General features: G+C 39.0%; 15 protein-coding genes. 9 read left to right on the top strand and 6 right to left on the bottom strand.

Annotated features, from left to right (window positions below):
• Positions 1-1,902: an ABC-F family ATP-binding cassette domain-containing protein gene (locus tag NF867_RS06950; protein WP_252587077.1), complete on the bottom strand. Its 1,902-nt coding sequence runs from the start codon at positions 1,900-1,902 to the stop codon at positions 1-3.
• Between the two features lie 205 nt (positions 1,903-2,107).
• On the opposite strand from NF867_RS06950, the gene NF867_RS06945 reads away from it, so the two are divergent.
• Positions 2,108-2,920: a hypothetical protein gene (locus NF867_RS06945; protein ID WP_252587076.1), complete on the top strand. Its 813-nt coding sequence runs from the start codon at positions 2,108-2,110 to the stop codon at positions 2,918-2,920.
• 50 nt (positions 2,921-2,970) lie between these two features.
• Here the strand turns inward: NF867_RS06945 and NF867_RS06940 are convergent, their stop codons facing one another.
• From NF867_RS06940 to NF867_RS06930, 3 genes are read right to left on the bottom strand one after another with little or no spacing between them, the layout of a single operon-like run.
• The gene (locus tag NF867_RS06940; protein ID WP_252587075.1) at positions 2,971-4,251 is read right to left on the bottom strand and encodes an MFS transporter; all 1,281 of its coding nucleotides are present in this window, start codon (positions 4,249-4,251) and stop codon (positions 2,971-2,973) included.
• Between the two features lie 9 nt (positions 4,252-4,260).
• Entirely contained in the window at positions 4,261-4,497 is a 237-nt protein-coding gene (locus NF867_RS06935; RefSeq protein ID WP_252587074.1) for a hypothetical protein, read from the bottom strand.
• Positions 4,498-4,547: 50 nt separating this feature from the next.
• A complete protein-coding gene (locus NF867_RS06930) occupies positions 4,548-5,138 on the bottom strand; it encodes a TetR/AcrR family transcriptional regulator (protein ID WP_252587073.1) in 591 nt (196 codons plus the stop codon).
• A 426-nt stretch (positions 5,139-5,564) separates the two neighbouring features.
• Here NF867_RS06930 and NF867_RS06925 point away from each other — a divergent pair, with 426 nt between their 5' ends.
• The 6 genes from NF867_RS06925 to NF867_RS06900 all read left to right on the top strand — a co-directional run bounded on the left by NF867_RS06925 (position 5,565) and on the right by NF867_RS06900 (position 17,312).
• Complete coding sequence (locus NF867_RS06925) at positions 5,565-7,844, top strand: nitric-oxide reductase large subunit (RefSeq protein WP_252587072.1); 2,280 nt, start codon at positions 5,565-5,567, stop codon at positions 7,842-7,844.
• A gap of 195 nt (positions 7,845-8,039) precedes the next feature.
• Entirely contained in the window at positions 8,040-9,077 is a 1,038-nt protein-coding gene (locus NF867_RS06920) for a sensor histidine kinase (protein WP_252587071.1), read from the top strand.
• Positions 9,074-9,784: a LytR/AlgR family response regulator transcription factor gene (locus NF867_RS06915; RefSeq protein WP_341870030.1), complete on the top strand. Its 711-nt coding sequence runs from the start codon at positions 9,074-9,076 to the stop codon at positions 9,782-9,784. The genes NF867_RS06920 and NF867_RS06915 overlap by 4 nt, the downstream gene beginning before the upstream one ends.
• A 679-nt stretch (positions 9,785-10,463) precedes the next feature.
• Positions 10,464-12,983: a TonB-dependent receptor gene (locus NF867_RS06910; protein ID WP_252587070.1), complete on the top strand. Its 2,520-nt coding sequence runs from the start codon at positions 10,464-10,466 to the stop codon at positions 12,981-12,983.
• A gap of 238 nt (positions 12,984-13,221) precedes the next feature.
• The gene (locus tag NF867_RS06905; protein WP_252587069.1) at positions 13,222-16,542 is read left to right on the top strand and encodes a glycoside hydrolase family 38 N-terminal domain-containing protein; all 3,321 of its coding nucleotides are present in this window, start codon (positions 13,222-13,224) and stop codon (positions 16,540-16,542) included.
• A 188-nt stretch (positions 16,543-16,730) separates the two neighbouring features.
• Positions 16,731-17,312, top strand: a complete 582-nt coding sequence (locus NF867_RS06900) for a DUF2062 domain-containing protein (protein ID WP_252587068.1) — start codon at positions 16,731-16,733, stop codon at positions 17,310-17,312.
• Between the two features lie 16 nt (positions 17,313-17,328).
• Here NF867_RS06900 and NF867_RS06895 read toward each other — a convergent pair whose 3' ends face one another.
• Positions 17,329-18,984 carry an ABC transporter substrate-binding protein gene (locus NF867_RS06895; protein WP_252587067.1) on the bottom strand — a complete coding sequence of 552 codons (1,656 nt, stop codon included), beginning with the start codon at positions 18,982-18,984 and terminating at the stop codon, positions 17,329-17,331.
• 58 nt (positions 18,985-19,042) lie between these two features.
• Between NF867_RS06895 and NF867_RS06890 the strand changes: the two genes are divergently transcribed.
• Positions 19,043-19,546: a substrate-binding domain-containing protein gene (locus NF867_RS06890; protein ID WP_252587066.1), complete on the top strand. Its 504-nt coding sequence runs from the start codon at positions 19,043-19,045 to the stop codon at positions 19,544-19,546.
• A gap of 70 nt (positions 19,547-19,616) precedes the next feature.
• Here the strand turns inward: NF867_RS06890 and NF867_RS06885 are convergent, their stop codons facing one another.
• The gene (locus NF867_RS06885; protein ID WP_252587065.1) at positions 19,617-20,138 is read right to left on the bottom strand and encodes an NADPH-dependent FMN reductase; all 522 of its coding nucleotides are present in this window, start codon (positions 20,136-20,138) and stop codon (positions 19,617-19,619) included.
• A gap of 193 nt (positions 20,139-20,331) precedes the next feature.
• On the opposite strand from NF867_RS06885, the gene NF867_RS06880 reads away from it, so the two are divergent.
• The gene (locus tag NF867_RS06880; RefSeq protein ID WP_252587064.1) at positions 20,332-21,138 is read left to right on the top strand and encodes a ParA family protein; all 807 of its coding nucleotides are present in this window, start codon (positions 20,332-20,334) and stop codon (positions 21,136-21,138) included.
• Positions 21,139-21,175 lie beyond the last annotated feature (37 nt).

The following is a 21,175-nucleotide window of genomic DNA, read 5'->3' as shown; positions in this document are numbered from 1 at the left end:
TTAGCTTTGTAACTCACTAAGCTCTAGCCATCTCAGTTCTTTTTCCTCTAAAGCATTTATTATTTGCTCCATTTCGGCTGAAAGTTTTTGCAATTCATCGGCATTTACAGATGGGTTTTCGAAAATTGTCGTGATCTCAGCTTTTCTATTTTCCAAAGCCGCCATGTCTTTTTCAATCTGCTCAAATTCGTGCTTTTCTTTGAACGTCATTTTGCGGGTTTTCTCAACCGGCTTAGAAGTAGGGGCAACAGTTTCTGTTTCTATTTTTTGACTCTTTGCTTCCAATTTTAGGTTCTCAGCATCCGATTTCTTTTCCGATTTTTTAATCAGCATGTAATCGCGGTAATCGCCGTAATCCCCGTTAAAATCAGTAATAATACCATCACCCTCAAAAATGAACAGGTGTGTGGTTAATCGGTCCATGAAATAACGGTCGTGCGAAACGATCAATAAACAGCCCGGGAAATCTTCCAGAAAATCCTCCAAAACCTGTAAGGTCATAATGTCGAGGTCGTTGGTAGGCTCATCGAGAATCAAAAAATTCGGGTTCTTCATCAGCAATGTACACAAGTACAAACGGCGACGTTCACCACCTGAAAGTTTTGAAACATAAGTATATTGCTGATCGCCAGAGAAAAGGAATCGTTCTAACAACTGTGCAGCCGTAAGGCTTTTGCCTTTTGCCATTGGAATAAACTCGGCAATATCTTTCACCACTTCAATTACCCGCTTGTCTTCAGGTAATTTCATTCCATCCTGGTTGTAATAGCCAAAAACAACGGTTTCTCCGGTTACAATTTTACCACCATCAGGTTCCAGTTCTCCGGTAAGTAACTTTAAAAAAGTGGATTTACCGGCACCATTAACACCTACAATGCCAATACGGTCATTACGCTTAAACACATAACTGAAATTGTCGACCATCTTTCGGTCGCTAAAGCTTTTTTTCAAATGATGCAGTTCCAGGATTTTACCGCCCAAGCGATTCATCTGAATATCGAGCTGAACCTTTTTATTTTCTAAACGTTGTTTAGCAATTTTCTCTGTTTCGTAAAACGAATCGATACGAGCCTTTGACTTGGTACCACGTGCTTTTGGCATGCGTCGCATCCATTCTAATTCTGTATTGTATAGGTTTTTGGCCTTATCAATAGTGGCAGCTGAAGTGGCTTCGCGCTCCGCTTTCTTCTCCAGGAAATAACTGTAATTACCTGAATAGGAATATAACTGGCCGTTTTCCATTTCTAAAATTTGATTACAAACACGATCAAGGAAATAACGGTCGTGAGTAACCATTAGTAAGGAAACCTTTTCAGTTTCAAGATATTCTTCCAACCATTCCACCATATCGAAATCCAGGTGGTTGGTGGGCTCATCTAAAATTAAAAGATCAGGGTTTTGTACCAGTGCCATGGCCATAGCCACTCGTTTCTTTTGCCCACCCGAAAGCGAGCCAATTTGCTGGTGCAGATCGAAGATCTTTAACTCTCCCAAAATCTGTTTTATTCGCTGCTCATAATCCCATGCCAGCATTGAGTCCATTTGGTCAATGGCTTTTTGCATGGCTTTCATGTTATCATGGTTTTCCAATGCCAGCTCATAAGCCATAATGGTTTTAAGCAACGGGTTTTCCGCATCATAAACCGCATCAAAAATCGATCGGTCTAAAGGTAAATCAGGCTCTTGGTCGAGGAAAGCAATTTTAATATCTTTCCGAACAGAAACAGTTCCTGTATCGCAGCTGTCTTTACCAGCCAATATTTTAAGCAGGGTAGTTTTTCCGGTTCCGTTCTTGGCAATCAACGCGACTTTTTGTCCCTGGTTAATTCCAAAGGTTAAATTGCTGAACAAAACGCGCAACCCTAATGATTTTGATATATTTTCTGCAGAAAGAAGATTCATTCAATCAATAATTTTGAAGGGGCGAAGTTAGGGATAAGTTTTTGCACTAAAATGTACTTTTTAGTTCTCTTATTCGTATCTTAAAAAGGAAGAAGATACTTTGAGATTAAACTAAAGACTTTATTTTTTGTCTTAGGTTAAAAGGATTTTAAACAGCATTTTTTAAGATATTAGAACCGTTCGAAACAGTTTTGTAAACAAATTCATGAAGAAGTTAGTTTTTTTGTTCGCTCCCGTTTTTATGTTGGTAACATTAGATTCATGTTCAACAAAAACATTTAAAAGTACTTTCAGAACCAAGCCTGTAGTAGCCGATGGTAAACTTGATGATTGGGGATATGCAATTGAAGATGAGAATGTAGATAGAAGTGGAAGGGTTAAGTATGCCATAGCCAACGACAAGGAAAATTTGTATGTAACATTTCGTGTATTTGATAAAACCACGCAGGCTAAGATTTTTTTAGGTGGGATGAAATTGGTGCTTGATACTGCAGCCGAGAAAAAACCGTCAACGGTAATCGAGTTTCCATTATTTGTAAAGCTGAAACCAGGAGAAAAACCTAAATGGGATTTTAAACCCGGAGAGCGTTTAGGGGTTAAAGATTTACATTTAAGGGCAAAGGAAAATCACAAAGAGATGATCTTGAGTGGCTTTTATGCATTTGCCAATGGAAAGCAAGCATTGAACAATAATGTTAGTAATGTGTCGGTAGGTTTTGATTGGGACGAAGATGATGCATTGATCTATGAAGCGGTAATTCCATTTAAAGCATTTTATTCTTCAGCTTTTAAAAAGGGAAAACAAGAGCTAAGTATAGGTGTCCGTGTTCAGGGAATAGATAAAAATATTTTACCGGAGCAAAATTTTTATGCAATGATGAATGGAATGGGTAGAAGAAATGGAGGACGTTCTAATACAGCTAGCCCGAATAATTTACCTAACCCAGCCGAAAACGCCTACGAAATTTATACTGAACCCATTAAATATGATCTAAAGTTGCAGCTGGCAACCAGATAAAAACAACGGGGCCGCTTTCTCAACCGGCCCCGTTGTTTTTGTATGTGCATTTAAACTTCTGCAATAATTTCCACTGGTTCTTCTGTTGGTTTTTCTGCAGGTTTTGCATGCAGCTGATCCATTACTAGTTTATTGATGAAATACATCATGCCAATGGCAATCACCATGGCAATGATAACCACGTAACCTAAAACATTATAATTTTCGAGTTTACCATCCTTGGCTTCCACTACAATTAAACCGGCAACAGTTGCCGCAATACCCCCTGATATTTGCTGAATGGCAGAGTTGATACTCATAAAAGCACCACGATCCTGCGCTTTGGGAACGGCGGTCATCAGTGCAGAAGCAGAGATCATTCTCGATGAAATACCGGCGAATAACAAGATGTTAAGACCAATGACCGTCCAAAGTGGAGTAACACCCAGATTGGTATAAATGGCCACCATAATTATACTGATGATGGAACCGATTACAAACATTTTATACTTGCCAATTTTGTCGCTGATTTTACCACTTAGGGGTCCCAGGATCATAGAGAAAATTCCTGTTACAAAATATAACAATGATAGTTTTTCAATTGGAACTCCCATATTATGAGTTGAAAATGCACTACCGAACGGCATCAGCATAAAACCTCCAGTCGCTAATAAGGTGGTTCCCAAAAATGCCTTCAGGTAATTTGGTTGTGAAATGGTTTGGGAAAGGTGCTTAAAGGCATTGTGCTCTGATCTTTTAAGCTTTAAGTGCTCGTTAACAGGTTGCAGGTAAACTAGCATCACCATTCCTAATACAACACCAAAACCGGCGATCATCCAAAATGGGGCGTGCCATCCGAAATGGTTAGCTAAAACCAATCCTATTGGTAAACCGAGTACCTGGCTTGCAGCGAAGGCCATTTGTACAAAACCCATTACGCGTCCACGCACTTCCATTTTAAACAAGTCGGTAATGATGGCAAAAGAAATAGAGCCAATTACCCCACCGAAAATACCGGTTACAATACGTGCAAAAAGTAAAAAGCCAAAGTTAGGTGCCATAGCACATAATGCTGTTCCCAGGATAAAACCCATATAAAAGAACATTAATAAGCGCTTGCGATCGAACTTGTCGGCAAAACCGGCGGCCAGCAACCCTGAAATTCCGGCACTAAAAGCATAGGCCGAAACCACCAGGCCAAACTGTGAGGCATGCATGTTGAGCTCTTTCATTAAAAATGGACCCAATGGCGATAGCACCATGAAGTCGAGGATAATGGTAAACTGGAGTATGGCCAAAATGGCGATAACGAAAATCTGATATCTTGAAAAAGTATGTTTGGGTGTGTTCATAAAAGTTAATTAAAAGGTAAGTTCTTCACATGAGTAGCCTAATGTTTTAACCAGATCGATATACTCGTCAGGTTCAGTTTGGGTAGATTCTATACGTAGAATTTTATCACAATCGTCGATAGCGACATTCCACTTTAGAATTCCCGGTAAATTATTGAGTGCTGATGCAATGGCATTAACATCAGGTTGGTCATGAATGTTTGTTTTAAAAATGTGAATGGTTCGGTTTTGTAAGAGAGTCGACATAGGATATTGTTTTTTATAGTTAAATATTCATTTGATGGTCTATTGAAATATTAAGGTTTTAACGCTTTTAGCACTACTTGAAGTGTTTGGTCCATCACTTCGTCGGTAAGTTCAAAGCTCGAGGATGCATAACTTTCTCCTTGCGTATGAAATTTCATCAATTGATACAGTGGAGAAAAGGCCACCGACCAATAAACTTCAAATGGCAATTGCACCAGTTCACCTCTGAGGACTGCGTTATGAACAAATTTTCCCATCTCTGCTTTGAAGCTGTTTTTAATGGTATGGGAAATAGTTCTGAAAGCAGGGGAGTACCTCAAATGCTCAATAAATTGAACATCTAAAGGGTTTTCCAGGAAAAAGGCCGCACGATTTTTCCATTGTAGTTTCAGGCCTTCGTCAAAGCTTAAATCAGAACTGAAATTCTTCAGACTATACAACTGCATCTTATTGAAAACTTCCGTACCTAAACTCAACACCAGATCTTCTTTATCCTGATAATAAATATACATAGTGGCAGGGGATACATTGGCCGCTTTGGCAAGTTTCTGCATACTAAAGCCTTCCAAGCCATATTTTACGATCATTTCTATGGCCTGTTGCCTAATGGCTTGTTCCTTGTTTTCGTCTCTGGTTCTCATTTATGAAGCAAATATAAGTGAATGTTCATTTATTTATGAAAAATTATTGTCACTTTATTGATGGTTTTTTATGATGGTTTATTGTAATGTGGTTTAAATGAGTTGTTTTTGAGGTTGTTTGTAATCGCTTTTTTTTTTTAAATAATAAAAGACATTTTTGTCTTTTATTATTTAAAACCTTAATATTGTCGCAGAAACCAAGCAATCAACAGTTATATGCTTCATCCGCCAGCATTACAGCTGGTATCAATTCGTTTCAGGGTGGCTGTTAGATAAATTGAAATTCTAAAGGTAAAAGCACTGCTTATTACTCTTCTTGAAAATTAACTTGCAGATATATTTGGCAATATGTTGACAAATTATTTTCTTATTGTTATTTAAAATTAACTAACAGATATATTTAATAATAAACTAACAAATAATAATATGAACAAGGAAAGACGTTTATGGCTTTTGTTCTCCCTGGTATTAGCAAGTTCATTTGCAGTATTAGGCTATTTTGGCTTTAAAATTTATCAGGAGGCACCTCCAATGCCGGATAAAATTGTTGCCACCAATGGTACAGTTATTTTTACCGCTGAAGAAATTAAAGACGGACAGAATGTTTGGCAAAGCATCGGTGGACAGGAAGTAGGATCTGTATGGGGGCATGGCGCTTACACCGCTCCCGATTGGACGGCCGATTGGCTTCATCGAGAAGCCGTTTTTATGCTCGATCAATCAGCAAGGGCTACGTATAAAACTGGTTTTGAAAACCTGAACGATGAGCAAAAAGCATCTTTGCAAATCAGGTTTAAAAAAGAGATTCGAAAAAATACGTATAGCACCAATGATAAAACCATTACTATATCAAATGAACGAGTGGCTGCTATTGCTGAGTTAAGCAATTATTACTCGAAACTATTTATGAATGATCCTCAGTTTTCTGAATTGAGGGGGCACTATGCAATACCTCAAAACTCCATTAAGGATCCAGAACGGATGAGGAAATTAAATGCTTTTTTCTTTTGGGCTACCTGGGCAACGGTAACTGAACGTCCGGGCTCAGCAGTTTCATACACACATAACTGGCCTGCTGATGACCTGGTTGGGAATGTTGCCACTAAAGAGCTTCTGGCCTGGTCGGGAGTAAGTATTATTTTGCTATTGTTTTTTATTGGAGTGATGGTGTTTTATCATGTTAGATCAGGGGAGGATGAGCATACAGAAGCACCGGCTAAAGATCCTTTGTTAAAACAGGGAATAACTCCATCAATGCTGGCAGTTAAAAAATATTTATGGGTAGTTGCTTTGCTTATTGTACTGCAGGTTGTAATGGGTGTTATCACCGCACATTATGGTGTAGAGGGTGATGGTTTTTATGGACTAAAACTAGGTAATATTATTCCTTATGCAGTAACCCGAACCTGGCATACGCAATTGGCCATTTTCTGGATTGCCACAGCATGGTTGGCTACCGGGCTATATATCGCACCAGCTGTTACCGGTAAAGATCCAAAATTCCAGGTTTTGGGAGTGAACTTCTTATTTTTTGCCTTGCTGATCATTGTTGTAGGATCGATGATTGGTCAGTGGATGGGCGTTATGCAAAAGCTTAACCTGATTGATAATTTTTGGTTTGGTCACCAAGGTTATGAATACGTTGATTTAGGCCGATTCTGGCAAATATTTCTTTTAACGGGGCTATTCATTTGGTTAGCATTAATGGTTAGACCTCTGCTTCCGATTTTTAAGAAAAAAGCCGAAGAGAAGAATTTGATTATCATGTTTCTGGTTTCATGCGCGGCAATTGCAATGTTTTATGGAGCTGGTTTAATGTGGGGTCGCCAAACCAATCTGGCAATTGCCGAGTACTGGCGCTGGTGGGTTGTGCATTTATGGGTAGAAGGATTCTTTGAAGTTTTTGCCACCGTGGTAATTGCCTTCTTATTTGTACGATTGGGTCTTTTAAAAACCAAAACAGCAACCCTAAATGTACTGCTATCAACCATCGTATTTATGTCGGGTGGTATTATCGGAACTTTCCACCATTTGTATTTTACAGGTACCCCAACTGCAGTAATGGCTTTGGGTGCGAGCTTTAGTGCTTTAGAAGTGGTTCCACTGGTGTTAATTGGATATGAAGCGTTTCATAATTACCAGTTGTCAAAATCTTCAACCTGGATGATCGATTATAAATGGCCTATTTATTTTATGATTGCCGTTGCCTTCTGGAACTTTTTAGGAGCCGGTATATTTGGCTTTATCATTAATCCTCCAATTGCCTTGTATTATGTTCAAGGGCTAAACACCACTCCATTACATGGTCATACTGCTTTATTTGGTGTTTACGGTATGTTAGGTATTGGTTTGTTATTATTTGTTTTACGAAGCATCTACCGAAACCAGGCTTGGAACGAAAAATTGTTGAGTTTTACATTTTGGTCGCTGAATATCGGTTTATTGCTGATGGCTGTTTTAAGTTTATTGCCGGTTGGAGTTTGGCAAGCCATTGCAAGTATTGAGCATGGCATGTGGTATGCCCGCTCAGCAGAGTTCATGCAGCAACCCGAAATGGTTACGCTAAAATGGTTAAGAGCTATTGGCGATACTATTTTTGGTTTAGGCTGTCTTACTTTATGTTGGTTTGTTTTAAAATTAATATTCGGTAAGAAACAAACAGGTGAAACTGTTGACAAACCTGTTGCTGCGTTAGTAGAGGAATAAGCAAAGACATCATTAAATGCGCAGCCCCTGTTTTTAATCCAAAACAGGGGCTGTGTATTTTAATTTATAACCCTCTAAAATAGTAAGGTGGTGCTTTTATATCTTATGTCTACAAAAACAGGGCATTAGTCGTTAATAGGATAATTTTATCAGTCTAAAATCTATTTTTGAAATTGGTGAAACAATAAATTGTAAGTGAGAGAGTTTAAGAATATTCGCATCGTTATTTTTCATATTCTGGCATGGGTTGGAGTTTTTACCATTCCTGAATTATTTCGTCCGGATTCGCCGGCAATGCCTGCCCATATTTTTTCATTGCATCGTTTTTTAACGTTTAATCTTCCATTAATTGCATTCTTTTACATTAATGCCTACTACCTGATTCCGCAAATATTACGCAAAAAACAGCTTTATGTATATATTTCAGCGGCAATCGGCATAATGGCAGTCATATTACTTGTTAATCATTTACTACGATTGGAGATGCCTCCACCTCAGCGAATGATGCATGGTAGGGGGCGACCGGGAGCAATGGGAGGCGGAATGCGACTTTTCTTACTGTTTCCATTACTGTTTATATGGGCCACAAGTACCAGTTACCGATTTATTGTTGATCAACTTAAAACCGACCGGCAAAATAAAGAGCGTGAAAATATTCACCTTAAAACGGAACTATCTTTTTTGAGGTCGCAAATCAGTCCTCATTTCATATTTAATATTTTAAACAGTCTGGTAGCGCTTACCAGAAAACGCCCTGAACAAGTGGAACCGGTTATCATTCAGCTTTCGCAAATGATGCGGTATATGCTTTATGAAAACGACGAGCAGAAGGTGAGCATTGAGAAGGAGATCGACTACCTACAGAATTATATTGATCTGCAGCGCCTGCGTTTTGGTGATTCGGTTAAGGTGGTTTTTACGGTCGACAATAGGGCCTCGGACAAAAGCATTGAGCCCATGTTGTTGATCCCTTTTATTGAAAATGCATTTAAGCACGGCGTTGGTTTAATTACCGATCCGGTTATCGAAATTTATTTGCAGGCAAATGCCCATAAATTGCAGTTTAGCGTAAGTAATAAGTTCAATGACGACGATCAGAAGGATGAAAGTTCGGGGATAGGGCTGAATAATGTGGAGCGTCGATTGAACATTTTGTATCATAACCGCCATCAGCTGCGTTTAATGAAAAGTGAGGAATGGTTTATGGTTGAACTAAGTATTGAACTCGAATGATGAACTGCATTGCTGTTGATGATGAGCCGCTGGCACTAGAGCTGTTGGTCGATAATATATCTAAAATTCCTTTTTTGAATTTGGTGGCCACTTGCCCCAATCCTTTTGAAGCAATTGAAGTTTTGAAAGAAAAGCCGGTCGATCTGATTTTTTTGGACATTCAGATGCCGGGGATTAGTGGAGTACAGTTTTTAGAAGCAACACGCCCTAATCAAATGGTGATTTTCATTACGGCCTATGAGAAATATGCGTTGGATGGTTATAACCTTGATGTGGTTGATTATCTTTTAAAACCAGTTGCATTCGATCGGTTTATGAAAGCCGCTACAAAAGCTTATGATCTTTTCAGCCTAAAGAATAAAAGTACACAAACAGAAACAGCTCCTGATTATATCTTTATTAACTCCGAATACAATCTTATAAAAGTCAACCTATTTGATATTTTGTACGTCGAGGGTTTGAAAGATTATGTAAAAATTTACATAGAAGGGCAGTCCCGTCCAATTCTTTCACGAATGAATATTAAAGCTATTGAAGAGAAACTACCTTCTACCGGCTTTCTAAGGGTTCATAAATCTTTTATTATCGCCACGGGCAAAATTACCTCTATTCGTAAAAACCGAATAAAAATAGGGGAGGTAGAAGTTCCGTTGAGTGATAATTTTAAAGATGAACTGATGAAATACGTTCATCCTTCAAATTTATGAAGAGAAGAATGCAAAGTGTTTTGTACTAAAAAGATCATTACTACACCCACCCCAATTCCCCTCCCAAGAGGGGAATCGCACAAGCCCCCTCCTTGGAGGGATTTAGCGGTGGGTAAGTAGGGTGAAATTGCGTGGTCCTTTAAAATTTACTTTTTACCAACCTCTCCCCAAGTTAGGTAATGCTTCTTTCCTCACAAAGAAGGCGTAATCGACACAATTCGGTAATTAGTATGCAAATGCCTTACGGCTGTCTACTTCGTTTCCCTAACCTGTTTTTTCAATTCATTTTTGAGCTTAAACAAGCCTTACATGAATTGAAAAATAGTATTATACCTCATTTTTACACTTCTTTCCACACAGGCGTTAAAAGCGCAAGTAAAACTCAAGGAAGTTTTACTGAATAAATACCACCGATCATGGTGGAGCACCTCATGGTGTAGGCGGTGGTATGCATGGCGGCGGTGGGAGTGGTGCATAGCCCTGGCCAGGCGGCAGGCCTTCTTTTGAATCGATGACAAAAGAGGTGAAATTGGAATTGAAGGTTTCTCTAATTAAATAAATAATGCCCCAGAATCCCGATGGGCTTCCTGATCATATGTATTTGTTAGCGTAGATGTTATAACAAGGATTTTACACTGGTAATTAAACCACGGGATTAACTTTGGGGTCTATAGAAATTATGAAGAAAGTTTTATTATTAGTATTAGCAGGTCTATTAACTTTGAGTTCCTATGCTCAAAAAGGAGGCCCATCAAAAGGAACCGGCACTATAAGCGGTGTAGTTATCGACTCAACCTCAAAAAAACCGGTTGAGTTTGCTACGTTAGCGTTAATGCGCTTAGCCGATTCAAAATCTGTAAACGGCGGCCTTGCCAATGAAAAAGGGGTATTTGCCCTCGAAGGTATTCCAAATGGAGATTATAAGTTGATCGTATCTTTCATCGATTACAGCACTGTAACCAAAAAGGTCACCATAACTGCCGAAAATCAAGATATTAAAATTGGAAAGATTCTGCTTCAGCAAACCGGAAAACAACTGAAAGAAGTTACCGTTGTTGGCCAACGCGAATTGGTGGAGAATAAGATTGATAAAATGGTTTACAACGCTGAGAAGGATGTTACCTCTAAGGGCGGTGACGCTGGCGATATTTTGCGTAAGGTGCCAATGGTAAGTGTTGATATGGATGGAAATGTTGAGTTGCGCGGTAATTCAAACGTGAAAATTTTAATTAACGGTAAACCCTCAACTATTGTCAGCAACAGTGTGGCCGATGCCATGAAAATGATTCCTGCTGACCAGATCAAAAATGTTGAGGTAATTACAAGTCCTTCGGCAAAATATGATGCAGAGGGTTCTGCCGGCATCATTAACATTGTAACCAAGAAAACGGATGTTGCGGGTGTTACCGGAAACATCAGTATGAATTTGAGTAATCGCTTTAACAGAGGAAACGGAAGCCTAAACATTCGTCAGGGTAAAGTTGGTTTCAGTGCCGGCTTTGGTGGTATGTATTTTATTCCACAAGATGGATCAAGTGTTTTTCTGCGCAATAGCTTTTTTCCTGACATGCAAAATACAGGAGTTGATACCGCCCGTTTAACCAATCAGAATGGAACCAACAAAGGTGGCCGAAATGGAGGTAACGCCAATTTTGGTATTACCTATGATTTGAATAAAACCAACTCAATAAGCAGTAATATTAAGTTTAGCCGTTGGAATAATAACAACGACGGGTCAATGCTTGTTTCCAACTCTGATAATATTGATGGATTGCTAAGTCAATATAATCGTATTTCGCAAAATGATAACCAGCGAAAAGGAATTGATTGGTCAACAGATTATAATAGAAAGTTTGCTAATCCACAACAAGAATTAAGTCTTGGGTTTCAGTTAAGCAACGACAGAAATAATACAGATTTCCAGAATTCGATTAATGGAATTGTAAATATGCCAAATACCGCAGGCAGAAGCTTAAATGAAGGAACTAATAATGAGCTTACCTTTCAGGCTGATTATGCCCATCCATGGATAAAAGCTGTTTTGATGGAAGTTGGTGCGAAAACAATTTTAAGGGATATCACCAGCGCTTATAATTATGATTTTAAGGACACAAACGGCGATTATGTATCTGATCTGACGAAATCAAATGACTTTAACTACACTCAAAATGTTTACGCAGGGTACCTTTCGTTTAATCTTACATTAAGTAAAGGGTATGCAATTAAAGCCGGTGGGCGTTTAGAACGTACAGAAATTACTGGTGATTTCAGAAATTCACAGTCGAACAGTATCACTAATAATTACAACAATTTTGTTCCGAGTTTAACTGTTGCTCGTACGTTTAAAGATATGTCATCGGTTAAGATAAGCTATAGTCGCCGTATCCAGCGCCCGGGTTTGCGCTTTTTAAATCCTTTTATAGATTCAACCGATCCACAGAATATCTCTTTTGGTAATCCAAACCTTGCTCCGGAGAAGACCGATAATTTTGAATTAGGATATTCAAGGTTTATGGGACGTTCATCAGTGAATGCCTCAGTATATTATCGTAATACTTATGATGTTATCGAAAGTATTGTTGGCTTATCTGCTGATGGTAAAATATCAGGTTCTACATATGCCAATATCTCCAATAGCTCATCAGTAGGGGTAAATCTTTCAGGATCTGTGCAGCTTGGCCAGCGTATCACTTTGCGTGGAAATGCGAATGTGTATTCGTATAATGTTAACGATCCGAATATTCAAACCACTTACAGCAATAAAAGCGTGTTGTACAATGTAAATGCAAATGCTTCATGGTCATTGCCTAAGGATTTTGCTATTGAAGCATTCGGAATGTTCAACTCGCCGCGCAGAACCATTCAGGGAGAGAATCCTTCGTTTTCGATGTTCAATCTTGGATTTAAGAAGGACTTTTTGGAGAAACGTGCCAGCTTAGGTTTAAACATGTCGAATCCGTTTAATAAGAACCGTGAATTCACCACAAAATTAAGCGGAGATGGATTTGATCAATATCAGCAAAATTCGGTTCCATTCCGTTCAGTAGGAATTTCATTTAGCTACCGTTTCGGTAAAATGGACTTTAGCTCACAAGGAGGTGGTAAAAAAGGTAAAGGACCGAAAAAAGAAGGCATTAATAACGACGATATCAAACAAGAAGAGGATTCACAAGGGGGTGGCGGAGGAGGAAGACAATAGTCTTTGCCGACACTAAGCGAATAGCTCAAAAGGATTTTTATACTTTAAAGTTTATTTACCAAATTACTGTATGTAGTCCCGATCTTCTGATCGGGACTACATGTTTATAAACCTGTCTGTAACCACTGCTATTTTTTAAAACGACAAAGCGGTTCTGGTTAAGAAAAAGTTATTGTTTAGTGTTAATTTAAAAGAACATTTTTAGCAAAAAAATTAGTTTAAAATAGGAAGAAGATATATGAAGAAAGTGATCCTTTCAATAATGTTACTGGGTATTGCAGTTAAACTTCAAGCCCAGTTAAATGTCCCTTATTTTGGAAAGATCCAATGGATTAACGGCTATGCAAAAGAGATAAAGGGTGAAAATATCAATTATGATTCGGCCTATCCTGATTATGCAACTACAGCCTTGCTAACCCGCTGCACAGATGGGAAAAAAGAAATTGCCTGGGAAACGGCACCGGTGCCACAAAAGCTCAGTGGAAAATATGTTTACTTTAGTTGGGTGGCGGCCCATTCATCGGGAACCAGCAAAGGCGATCGCAATTTTGACCTCTATTTGAATGATGAAAAACTCCTCACTTTTACCACTTACCCAGCGCACAAACAGCCTGATTGGAAATTTGTTGCCGCTGATAGTTCTGCATTAGTTTTTCATCAAACTAAAAGAGATGGAGCCAATGATGCCCATGGCCTGGCATTTCTACGTCTGCCGGTAAGTAAAGTGAAACCCGGTCAGTCCCTTAAGTTAAAAATAGTAGGGCAAGCCGAAAACAGCAACGACTGGTACATGGCCTTTAAGTTTTCTTTTCAAGAAAAGGCCGATCTCGATCCAAGACCTTTTCTCTTAAAAAATGGGAAACAGATCATTGCATTAACCGCATTACACTTTGGCAATGATGGGCCACTTCAGGTGAAAATTAATGACAAGAATTCGTTTACTTATACAGTACATAATGGCGTAAATAAGTTTGATATTCCTGTGGATGCGGTTTCAACTAAAGACAGTGCTAAAGTAAAGGTAGTGTCGGGTAAAAATGTGTTGGTCAATAAATATGTGCCCTTAAATCCTGTGAAATATCGCGAATTACATTTCATTCATCATTCGCATACTGATATCGGTTATTCACATCTGCAGCCGGAGGTAGTGAAAATCCACAATAAAAATATTGATGATGCTTTGCTGATGATCGAGAAAACCAAAGATCTGCCGATAGAGGCTCGGTTCAAATGGAATATTGAATCGTTATGGGCGGTGGAAAATTACCTCAATCAAGCTTCGCCTGACCAAAAAGAAAAATTTGTTAAAGCGGTTAAAGAGGGCAGTATTTGCTTGTCGGCCTTGTATGCCAATATTTTAACGGGCTTAAGTGAGCCTGAAGAAATGTTTCATTACACCGACTATGCCGAAAAGCTGAAGAAAGAGTTTGGCTTTAACATGAATAGCGCTATGATTTCGGATGTGCCTGGCTTTGCCTGGACAACGGTCACTGCTTTGGCAAAAGGAGGGGTTCGTTATTTTTCAAGCGGCCCTAATTTTCTGGGTGATACTCACCCTTATTGGGGCGATCGTGCAGGATATTTTGTAAAAACCTGGGGTGATAAACCGGTTTGGTGGGCTTCTCCATCGGGCGAAGAAAAGGTGTTATTCTGGGCGGGGGCTAAAGGTTACTCTTCATGGCATGGCATGGCTCCGGGGGGCATTTTTGAACGTGGCCCTGGAAAAATTGCTGCCTACCTCAATCAGCTCGATCAAAATAATTACCCTTATGAAATGGTGCAATGGCGTTATAACGTCGTTTCCGACAATGGACCAATTGATACGGCCATTTCACGTTTTGTTGATCAATGGAACAAGACCTATTCTTCTCCCAAAATTGTGTTGAACACAACTGATAAATTATTTGAGGAATTTGAAAAGAAACATGGTACAGAGTTAAAAACTGTTAGCGGGGATATTAGCCCTTATTGGGAAGATGGGGCAGCTTCAACTGCAGAGGAAGAAGGGAAGAACCGTGTAAACAGCTTGCGATTACAACAATTGACCACGCTCTATTCAATGGTTAATCCTCAAAAGTATAATACCGATAAATTTTATGAAGCCTGGAAAAATGTGATCATGTTCCATGAACATACCTGGGGTGCATTCAATAGCATTTCCGAGCCAGATGTTCCTTTCGTAACCCAACAATGGGGCATAAAAAAGCAGTTTATGCTTGATGCCGATCAGCAGATCAATGCCCTGGAAAAGGAACTCTTGCTACCCGTGACGGACCAGTCTTCAAAGAAAATTGCGGTATTCAACACTTTATCGTGGAAGCGTAGCGGAGTGGTAATGTTGCCTGAAGGTAGTAATGCAAAATCAGTGAAAGCTGCTTCAGGTAAATTGTTGCCGGTGCAAAAATTGAGTAATGGAACTTTGGTATTTATGGCCACTGATGTTCCGGCATTAGGAACGACAATCTATGAACTTTCAAATACGGAAGTAAAATCAACCTCTAAAATCAAACTGATTGATAACTCCCTTTCGAATGAAAAAGTGTCTGTTCAATGGGATAAAGCCAATGGCAGCATTACCAAATTGGAAACGACAAATGACTTTAATTTTGCCGGTTCATTTAATGATCAGGGTTTAAACAGCTATTGGTATGTACCAGGCTTAAATCCTGCGGATGCCCAAACCAATAGTCAGGTGCAGGTAAATGTGTTGGAAAGCGGCCCGGTGATAACATCTATAAACATCAGGTCTGATGCTCCCGGTGCCAATAAACTGGAACGGAAAATTACATTGTTATCAGATGGGCAAGAAGTAGAGATTGAAAATATAGTAGACAAGAAGGCGATTCGTAGTAAAGAATCTGTACACTTTGGGTTTCCTTTTAATCAATTATTGGATAAAACCTGGTTAGATGCTGGTTATGGTTCAATGCAATTTATTACTGACCAACTCCCCGGTTCAAACATGGATTACTTATATGGCCGTCGCTGGTTGGATGTTACTGCCTCGGATAAAGGTGTTCAGTGGATGTTATTAGAAGCTCCATTGGTTGAGCCCGTAAATATGATTGACGAGCGTCTAACGGTGGCTCCAAGTCATAAGGAATGGAAGAAAGAAGGGAAGCCAACTTCAACCTGGTTTAGCTATGTGATGAATAACTACTGGCATACCAATTACAAAGCTGACCAGAGTGGTGCGATTCACTTTAGATACGCGTTGCGTCCGCATGACAAGCTCAGCTTTGCTGAAAATGAAAAAATAGGTACGGAATTTACCCAAGCACTGATAGCCTTGCCGGTAAATGAAAAGCTAATGAGTAAAGGCAGTTTGTTTCATTTGAGCAATGATCGGGTCGTAGTTACATCCATTACACCTCAAGCAGATGGAGGTTTTATAATCCGACTTTATAACCCTGAAGAAGTAGAAAGACAAATCTCAATTGAGTGGCAAAACCTTAAACCAACCACTATGATTGATATCAAAACTGGTAGATCCCTTTCTGTTCAGGATAGTTTCACTTTAAAAGGTATGGAGGTGTTTGAATTGAAGATCTTAAAATAAATCGATTTAAAATACCTTAAAAAGTACCTTGATCGAACTTTCTTATGTAGTCCCGACCTGTAGGTTGGGACTATTTGCTTTATTATTACAGATGCTTCTTTGTAAAATGAGTGTAAACTTGACATTGGTGTTAAATACCAGTCTTGTTTTTTCTGCTATTTTTGCCGCTCGTAAAAAATGAAAGTAGCATGAAGCCGGTTGCTGAAGAAAAAGTAGTCTTACAAAAGGATTCACATTCGCCCGATATAAAAGGCGGCCGGGTTAAAATTGCTTTAAACCGATTGAGATTTTTCGTTCGAAAAATCTGCAACGCTATTCTGGTTTTTTTTAGCCGTGAGCGGGTAAAAGCATTTGTGAACAATCATTTACTGAATAAAGATCAGAAAGATGAAATGAAGGCGCTTTCGGTTGGGTTGGGTGTTTTTATGGGAATTCTACCCATTTGGGGATTTCAAATGGTTGCAGGTATTTTTTTTGCATTTGTTTTAAGACTTAACAAGGTGCTTGTGGCCGTTTTTTCGCATATCAGTTTTCCACCAATGATTCCCTTGATCATCTTTTTAAGCTATAAAATGGGTGGATTATGGCTGGGATCCAACGCAATGACTCTAAGCTTTAGCTCCGAAATCTCAATGGAGGTTATTAAGAATAACTTCTGGCAATATCTATATGGAAGTATTTCTCTTGCCATTGTTGCCGGTTTGGTAGCAGCAACAATTACCTATTTGTTATTAAAAACGGTAAAGCGTAAGGAAACTTCAATTGCTTAGGCCGAGCTTCTAATAATTAATTCTTCTTTACCCTCTTTAAATTCAACAGGTTTAATGCATTGGTGTGATAGCCGGTAATATTATTCTGATACATGTTTACCAGTTGGTCATAAAACAATACTAACACCGGCGCTTCTTCCATTACCAGGTTATCCATTTGATGGTATAGCTGATAACGTGCCGAATCATTGGTTTCATAATAAGACTTTTCAAAAAGCTCGTCAAATCGTTTACTTTTAAAGCTGGTGTAATTTGGTCCAATAGGAACGTAGTTTTTCGAATAGAAAACTGATAAGTAGTTCTCTGCGTCGGGAAAATCGGCTGACCATGAGCCACGGAAAAAGTTAACCCCGTTTTTCGAGATCATTTCGCGCAAGCTGGCACCCGGCTGGACTTCAACCTTGGTTTTAATTCCTACATCACTTAATTGGCCCTGAACAAACTCTATCAAATCGCGATAGGTGGTGGTGGTATGCAAGGTAATTTCTGGCAGACCTTTTCCATTGGGGTAACCCATTTGGGCTAACAGCTGCTTCGATTTTTCAGGTTTAAAGGTATATCCCACAACTTTCTTTTCATCAAAGCCGGGCATGCCTTTAGGAATAAAACCCTGGTAGGCTGGTGTGCCAACACTGTTACGTAAATACTTAACTAGTTGGTTTCGGTCAATTGCATAGTTAATTGCCTGGCGAAAACGCTTATCTTTAAACGGACTGTTTTTTACTATGGCCATATTGCTGTCAACCAGCATACCAATGTATTCGGTGTTCAAATAAGGCCCTTTTAACAGCACGAATTTCCCCCGGTACTTCTCCTGCAACTTTCCGGATTTGGTTAAAATATCATCGCGGTAACTACCATCAATATTGTTAAAGAAATCGAGATTATGCTTAATGAACTCCATAAAGGCCGTTTGCTTATCGGCAATGAAAGTGATCTTCACAGCATCAAGATAGGGAAGCCGGTCATTTCCTTCCTTTTCAAAATATTTTTCGTTTTTAAGGAATACCATGATTTCCCCTTCTTTCCAATGTTTGAATTTGAAAGGGCCCGTACCCACCGGATGATTTCTAAAATCCTTGCCATAGAACTCGGCCACTTCATGAGGCACTACAACGCAGTATTGCCCCGTTAACAAGCTTGGAAAAGCAGGGAAAGGCTTTTTTAGGTTGATGCGGAAAGTAGAATCATTCAGTGCTTCAAATGGTGTTTTATCACTTATCCTATCGTTGAAGATCCATGAACCTGAAGAAGCTACCTTCGGATCAATAATTCGATTGAAACTATAAACGAAATCAGCCGCTACCACCTTTCTTCCATTTCCACCAGCAAAATGCTCATCATCGTGAAAGAAAACATCGTGGCGCAAATGGAAGGTGTAGGATAAACCGTCATTACTCAATTCAAAACTTTTAGCAATGGAAGGAACTGCCTTTAAGCTGTCACTTAGCTGCAATAAGCCGTTAAAAAGCATGTGGTCGCACCAGATATTATTGTTGTTGCGGGCAAATGCCGGATCGAGTGAGGTTACGCCTTGGTCGAGATTGAGATTGAAAACTTTTTTTTCAGAGTTTTCTTTATCTGAAGAGCAAGAGAAACAGAAAAAAGCAATCAGTAAAAAGAGTCCGATACACAATCCACCTTTGAAAGAGGCATGGGGGATGATTTTCATTTTCAAATTGTAATCAATTATTACCTTTGCAGCGAAAATAAGCTAATTCGTAAATAATATGCATAGCCACGAACAACTATTGAGGAATGTTTCTGCCGAACTTCGTGAAGATTTGGAAACCCGTATTGATATTATCGAACACAAGCTTAAATATGTTACCGATAAACCTTCTATTGCTATTATCGAGGGTTTGAACCCATTAAAATTAGCCAGTGTTAATAAAGAGTTGGTGAGTTTGGTGGGTGGAAGTTTGATTGAATTATCAGGTGTTCAGTCATGGGATGATCTTAAATCAATCGATCCAGAAATAATGGTGTTTGCTATAAAAGAATTGGATATACCTCAAACGCTGTCGGCTGTATTCGAGCAAGTGCCCATGAGCAGTTTAGGAGAATTATTTGCAGCGAAAAGCAATCGCTTGTTTATTGTAAATTCAGCTGAATTTTATGGAGCTAGCGATGCTCAGTTGGTCGATCATTTAGAATTAATGGCCGAATTAATTAACCCGAAACAGTTTTATTTTGGATTTGAAGGCGAGGGTTGGGTTAAGATATCTCTTTAGGATTATTTCTATTTTAATTTGCTTACACCGATTGAATTAGGATCGGTGTAAGCAAATTAAAATCAGTAATCTAAAAAACTAGAAGCTTATCGATCTGATCGTTTACAAATTTTAACGTGGTAGGATCAATAATGGCTCCTTGGGTATCTAAAACCGAGTTTATTTTTGGGATATGAATACGAGTAGGTAAAACCGTTATTCCAATATAATTGCAAATGCCGGTGAAGTGTTCAACTCCCCTGATATTGCCATAAGTGCCATCGGCAATGCCGACTAAAGCTGCCTTTTTACCCGAGAAACTTTCCGGAAACTTACATCCATCGATAAATAATTTTAATACACCCGGAAAGCTTCCATTGTATTCGGGGATCACAAAAATAAATTTAGTTGTGGCGCTAACCTTATCCTGAATTAATTGAAATTGCTCGCTGCGGCGGCCATATAAATCAGATTTGAGCATGTTATCCGGTAAATCGCACAAGGAGATTAAGTGAGCGTCAACGTTTTTTTGCGCCAATATCTGCTGGTAAAATTTAGCAACCAGCAGTGTTTTGCTATCATGACGATTGGTTCCGGCTATAATAGAAATCATATGTTGAAAATATACTTTGTTATTCTGTTGAATATTTTGGTTATTGCCAATGTTAATAAGGCCTGTAATTTTTTGTTTAAAGTTGTATCTTTAGGCGCTTTGAAAAGCCGGGGGCAAAACTAACAAAAATATAGACTAAGCCACTAAATAAGCCATAATAAGCACATTTTAACAGTTAATCATACCACAGCTAATGAGTAAAATTATTGCGCTTGCCAATCAAAAAGGTGGAGTAGGTAAAACCACGTCAGCCATCAACCTTGCTGCGAGCCTTGGAGTGCTTGATTTTAAAACTTTGTTGATCGACGCCGATCCGCAGGCAAACAGCACATCGGGTACGGGTTATGACCCTCGTAGTATTAAATCCAGTGTTTATGAGTGTATCATTAATGACCTGGATCCAAAAGATGCTATTATTAAAACTACCACTCCAAATTTGGATCTTCTTCCAGCGCACATCGACCTTGTAGGTGCTGAAATTGAGATGATCAATTTGCCGGAGCGTGAGTTTAAAATGAAAAAAGTATTGGATTCGATTAGGGATCAATATGATTTTATCATTATCGATTGTTCTCCTTCATTGGGTTTAATTACAATCAACTCGTTAGTAGCAGCCGATTCAGTAATTGTACCGGTACAATGTGAGTACTTCGCATTGGAAGGTTTAGGAAAATTATTGAATACAATTAAGATTGTTCAATCTCGTTTAAATACTAATCTTCAAATTGAAGGTATTCTGTTAACCATGTACGACGTTCGCTTGCGTTTGTCAAATCAGGTGGTTGAAGAGGTGAAAACCCACTTCCAGGATTTAGTATTTGATACCATTATTGCACGTAATACTAAGTTAAGTGAGGCCCCAAGTTTTGGAGTATCAGCAATTATGCACGATGCATCAAGCAAAGGAGCTGTGAACTATCTTAACCTAGCTCGTGAATTACTGCGTAAGAACGGCATTGCTACTGAAGCAGGCGCAGAAGCGGCAGAAGTAGGAGACTAATATTTTGATCTGATGGTTCATCAGATCAATAAAATAT

This window comes from Solitalea agri (assembly GCF_023914155.1).
GTDB classification, from domain to species: Bacteria; Bacteroidota; Bacteroidia; order Sphingobacteriales; family Sphingobacteriaceae; genus Solitalea; species Solitalea agri.
Note: the sequence above shows the minus strand (reverse complement) of the source record. Positions and strands in the feature narration are given on the sequence as shown.